Raw genomic sequence first — 3877 nt, 5'->3', positions numbered from 1 at the left:
AAACACCTTCTATAATACATTGATTAAATTGAGCTTTTCAAGAGACCGGGAACTGCTGCTTACTCAATATCCATATTAGTGTAGGATTGCTTGCCCATGAAGAAAAGAGTTTATGTGTTTGTTACTGCTATAGTTTTAAATATAATGCTTTCTACAATTCACGCAGACGTACTAAATCCAAGGATTATCGGTGGAACCGATGCCGTACCCGGTGCTTGGCCTTGGATAGCCGCCCTAGTTTACGCAGATGGTTCTTCCAATTATAAGGGCCAATTTTGCGGTGGCTCACTCGTTGGTCAACAATGGGTACTAACCGCTGCACATTGCGTATACGATATGAAAATCAGTGATTTCAAGGTGGTACTGGGTCTCTATAATCTTAAAACGGATATGGGTACAGTTGCCACTGTAAAACAAACATGGGTCCATCCCAACTGGAACTCTACTACGCTTAGCTCTGACTTAGCTTTACTAGAGTTAGCAACCCCCATTAATTTCCCAGTCGTTGCTCTATCCGTTCAAAAAGCTACTGCTGGTGTAAATGCTATCGCTATCGGATGGGGCAGTACTGACTCCGCAGGTAATCAATACCCCAGTGTTCTACAGCAGGTTACCCTACCCATTGTTGATCTCGTTACTTGCAAAGAAACCTATCCAAATCAGCTCAGTTCCACCATGATATGTGCAGGATACCCACAAGGGGGTAAAGATACCTGTACAGGAGATAGTGGAGGTCCTCTAATGGTGATAGAGAATGGTCGATATACACAGATGGGTATAGCGAGCTGGGGTAATAGTTGTGCGAAACCTGGTATCTATGGAGTTTACAGCGATCTTAGCAGTCCGAGCCTGCAGAAATTCGTCCAAGATAAACTAGGTTCAAACAGTCTAATCAGTGATACTCTAGGCGTGTTTCGAGATGGTCAATGGTTCCTCGATGCCAACGGCAACGGCGCGTGGGACGGCTGCGGTACCGAGTTCTGCTTCACTGGCTTTGGTCAGGCCGGTGACATGCCCGCCTCCGGCAACTGGGACGGTGGCAGCAAGAGCTTCATCGGGGTGTTGCGTTCTGGCACGGGCGAATGGTTCATCGACCTCAACGGCAACCGGAAATGGGATGGCTGTGCGGTCGATGGCTGCTACAGCGGCTTTGGCGCACCCGGCGATCTGCCGGTGGCCGGGGACTGGAACGGCACCGGCTTTGCCAAAATCGGGGTGTTTCGTAACGGGCAGTGGTATCTGGATGCCAACGGCAATGGAACTTGGGACGGCTGCGGCACCGATCTGTGCCTGAGCTTCGGCCAAGCCGGCGATCTGCCGGTGGCAGGGAATTGGAACGGCGGTTTGCAAGCCGGAGTCGGGGTGTTCCGCGCCGGGACGTGGTATCTGGACTATAACGGTAACGGCCAATGGGACGGCTGTCAGCAGGACGGCGGGCAGGACCTCTGCCTCTACGGCAGCTTCGGCCAAGCGGGCGATCTCCCGGCGGCGGGCGATTGGAACGACGACGGCAAGGCCAAGGTCGGGGTGTTCCGCAATGGCACCTGGTTCCTCGACTACAACAGCAACGGCCAATGGGACGGTTGCGACGTGGATCGCTGCTATTTCGGTAGCTTCGGCCAAGCGGGTGATTTGCCGGTAGCGGGCAAGTGGTAACCGGGATTTATCCTGATCCGGTCGGGATGTCTTTCAACGGCATCCCGACCTGAGTCCAGCCCCGCTATCACCGCCGATCTCATCGGGAGCCTTTCCCGCTGTTACAGTTTTCCCGATTTTCCGCAATGCAGCATGGCACTGATGGATTCTGTGGAGTTGACGCGGGCGCGACGGTGACGCCCAATAGGATTTCCCTTGTGGGAAATGCTGACTATCGTTTTTGGACGTAGGAGCCTGGACTGGCTAGGCCAGGGCATCGGTTCGTAGCAGATATTCCATGAGGGGGTTGTTTTACCAGCCGCGCCAGAAGGCATACCCGCATCGGCGGCAAGTGTACTGGTCTTGAACGGGGTTGGTTCTTCAAAGGGCGCTGTTTGAGGGAGCCGGATTCGTCTCAACTGCGCCAGCATCCGGCTGGACTTGACGCCAATCGCCGCCCTCTACATTTTCTCGATCATCGTTCGCTGCTCCCGCAACCAGGTGGCAATGTCGCGCATCTCTTGACGATGCCCTCCTTGCCACGCATTGCGAGCCACGACCGCCTTACCCTCAAGCGACTTGGGGTCTGACAATCATGATTGTCAGACCCCTAAACCTCTCGGCGATGACCTATGCGGATGATTTCGATGGTCAGGATATTCCCAAGAATCCGATAGACGATCCGGTAATCGCCTTCACGAATGCGCCAGGTCTCTTGCACCCCTGCCATTTTCTTAGCGCCCTGCGGATACGGATTCTCTTTCAATCCTTCAATAATTGTGGTCAGACGAGCGATCACGGGTGGCGGTAGTTTACGAAGTTCACGCCGTGCTGACGGTTTAATCTTCAAATGATAGGAGGCCATCGGCCTTCAACTCCGCAAGGACTTCATCATAATCAAGGGCGGGTTCATTTTGGCGTTCAACGAGTGCCGCCAAATCCTCAAGGTCCTCTAGGAGTTCTTCATAAGCTTCGAGAGACAATTGCACCGCAATACGTTCACCTTGCGGAGTAGTCAGATACTGGGGGTGTAGGTTCATGCGAGTGGCTCCTTGGAACGGAATAGATCGCACACGCAGGAGTCCAGCGCCGAGCCGTCTTTCGTGGTCCAGAACGGAAGGGTAGCCGAACACCGAACTCCTTCGGGTGCAGTGTGATCATAAATGTTCATGGAACGAAACGGTATTCATGGAGAATGCACGAGGAAAATGCCGACATGACTCGTCATACTCCCACCCTGTCATTTGCGTTCCCACCCACAGCCCCGCGATGAGCTTCGATTTGTGCCGCAATAACTCAAAATCGGTCCCCTTTATCACCCCCCTCCGGGGGGTTGGATGTTGGACTTTCGCCCATTGGCGAATCGTCTGGGGGGTGGGTCTACCGCCCCCGCTTAGAAAACATAAAAATTTATCCGGCCTCCTCCCCCTTGCGGTGCTCTTGCAGGGCCGTTTGAATCAGCTCAACGATAGCCCCATTGCGCGTGACGCGCTGACCGGTTTTGTAGGCCCGTTCCCGAACCCACGCATCCAACTGGTTGATGAGGGCTTTGGAAATTCGCAGCGTGATCAACGTCGATGGGGCGGCGGTCGTGGACCCTTCGTCAGCCATTCACGATCCTCATGATTTGGGTCAGTTGCAACGGTTTGCCCGCTCTGGATTGGTACCCGCGCTCGTGCAGCCGCGCCACAATGGCGCGCAACGACAACCCTAGACTTCGCTGTTCACGAATGACCGCAATAATGTGTTGCTCGGTGTCATCGGGGATCAAGGTAGCGCCGTCCGCCGCGAGCCGGTAGCCAAACGGCACCGTACCGACTCGACCCCCCTGGGCCTTCTTGTGCTGCATCCCCCAAGTGACTCGTTCGCTAATCTGGTCGGATTCAAACTGGGCCATGACCGACAACATGCGGAACACCATTTTGCCTGCGGCGCTGGTGGTATCAATCTTTTCGGAGAGCGACACTAAATCAGCGCCGGTCTTGTCCAGATGATCGCTGATGTCCAAGGTATCGCGAATACTTCTGGACAACCGGGACAACGAGTACACCACCAACACATCGCCGGCACCGCACGCCTGGAGCGCGGCTTGTAGCCCCGGACGATTCTTAATCTTCTTACCGCTGATGCCCGCGTCCCGATGAACCGCCTTTAGATCGTAATCGTTCAGGCCGGCCCACGCTTCGATCTTGGCGCGTTGCGCCTCCAAACTCTGCCCCTCTTCGACTTGCATGAGAGTACT

General features: G+C 54.5%; 5 protein-coding genes and 1 pseudogene. 2 read left to right on the top strand and 4 right to left on the bottom strand.

The annotated features are described in order from the left end of the window. Positions 1 to 96: 96 nt before the first annotated feature. Together BN874_RS26475 and BN874_RS25720 are read left to right on the top strand one after the other, a co-directional pair. Positions 97 to 828: pseudogene (locus BN874_RS26475) on the top strand (S1 family peptidase); the annotation flags it as partial. An 81-nt stretch (positions 829 to 909) separates the two neighbouring features. Further along, the gene (locus BN874_RS25720) at positions 910 to 1656 is read left to right on the top strand and encodes a hypothetical protein (RefSeq protein WP_034433643.1); all 747 of its coding nucleotides are present in this window, start codon (positions 910 to 912) and stop codon (positions 1654 to 1656) included. Positions 1657 to 2245: 589 nt separating this feature from the next. Here BN874_RS25720 and BN874_RS12045 read toward each other — a convergent pair. The 4 genes from BN874_RS12045 to BN874_RS12030 form a co-directional block, all read right to left on the bottom strand. Continuing rightward, entirely contained in the window at positions 2246 to 2500 is a 255-nt protein-coding gene (locus BN874_RS12045) for a type II toxin-antitoxin system RelE family toxin (protein WP_034433641.1), read from the bottom strand. After that, complete coding sequence (locus BN874_RS12040; RefSeq protein ID WP_034433639.1) at positions 2475 to 2675, bottom strand: RelB antitoxin-like protein; 201 nt, start codon at positions 2673 to 2675, stop codon at positions 2475 to 2477. Before BN874_RS12040 ends, BN874_RS12045 begins: the two co-directional genes overlap by 26 nt. A 370-nt stretch (positions 2676 to 3045) precedes the next feature. After that, on the bottom strand, positions 3046 to 3246 hold the full coding sequence (locus BN874_RS12035) for a ribbon-helix-helix domain-containing protein (RefSeq protein ID WP_034433637.1): 201 nt from the start codon (positions 3244 to 3246) through the stop codon (positions 3046 to 3048). Then, on the bottom strand, positions 3239 to 3877 hold a 639-nt coding region (locus BN874_RS12030), incomplete at its 5' end, for a recombinase family protein (RefSeq protein ID WP_034433645.1). The genes BN874_RS12035 and BN874_RS12030, both read right to left, overlap by 8 nt.

This window comes from Candidatus Contendobacter odensis Run_B_J11 (assembly GCF_000531125.1).
Lineage (GTDB): Bacteria > Pseudomonadota > Gammaproteobacteria > Competibacterales > Competibacteraceae > Contendibacter > Contendibacter odensensis.
Note: the sequence above shows the minus strand (reverse complement) of the source record. Positions and strands in the feature narration are given on the sequence as shown.

Excerpts from the sequence above, each read along its gene's own strand:
- BN874_RS12040 (WP_034433639.1), bottom strand. The coding sequence starts at position 2,675 with ATGAACCTACACCCCCAGTATCTGACTACTCCGCAAGGTGAACGTATT.
- BN874_RS12045 (WP_034433641.1), bottom strand. The coding sequence starts at position 2,500 with ATGGCCTCCTATCATTTGAAGATTAAACCGTCAGCACGGCGTGAACTT.
- BN874_RS12035 (WP_034433637.1), bottom strand. The coding sequence starts at position 3,246 with ATGGCTGACGAAGGGTCCACGACCGCCGCCCCATCGACGTTGATCACG.